Origin of the sequence: Streptomyces novaecaesareae (genome assembly GCF_000716875.1) — a bacterium.
In the GTDB taxonomy this organism is placed as follows: domain Bacteria; phylum Actinomycetota; class Actinomycetes; order Streptomycetales; family Streptomycetaceae; genus Kitasatospora; species Kitasatospora novaecaesareae.
Window position 1 is genome coordinate 1 of sequence record NZ_JNWQ01000228.1, and the last position, 716, is coordinate 716.

The 716-nt window shown below is 69.3% G+C and carries 1 pseudogene; it reads right to left on the reverse strand.

The features are described from left to right. A pseudogene (locus tag OP86_RS33175) lies at nt 1-716 on the reverse strand (S-adenosylmethionine synthetase N-terminal domain-containing protein); the annotation flags it as partial.

Genomic DNA, 716 nt, shown 5'->3' on the forward strand with positions numbered 1-716 from the left:
CAATGATGATCTTGCGGCCGGTCAGGCCGGCGTCGCCCATCGGGCCGCCGATCTCGAAGCGGCCGGTCGGGTTCACCAGCAGCCGGTAGCCGTCGGTGGACAGCTTGATGCCCTGCTCGGCCAGCGCCTTCAGCTCCGGCTCCACCACGAACTCGCGGATGTCCGGGGTCAGCAGCGACTCCAGGTCGATGTCACTGGCGTGCTGGGTGGAGACGACCACGGTGTCGAGACGGACGGCCTTGTCACCGTCGTACTCGATGGTGACCTGGGTCTTGCCGTCGGGGCGCAGGTAGGGGATGGTCCCGTTCTTGCGCACCTCGGTCAGCCGGCGGGAGAGCCGGTGGGCCAGGGTGATCGGCAGCGGCATCAGCTCGGGCGTCTCGTCGGACGCGTAGCCGAACATCAGGCCCTGGTCACCGGCGCCCTGCTTGTCCAGGTCGTCGGCGTCGGGCGGACCCCTCCACCCGGGCCTCGTACGCGGTGTCGACGCCCTGCGCGATGTCGGGCGACTGCGCACCGATGGACACCGACACGCCGCAGGAGGCGCCGTCGAAGCCCTTCTTGGAGCTGTCGTAACCGATCTCCAGGATCTTGTCCCGGACGAGCTGGGCGATCGGCGCGTACGCCTTGGTGGTCACCTCGCCGGCCACGTGCACCTGGCCGGTGGTGATGAGCGTCTCCACGGCGACCCGGGAAGTCGGGTCCTCACGCAGGAG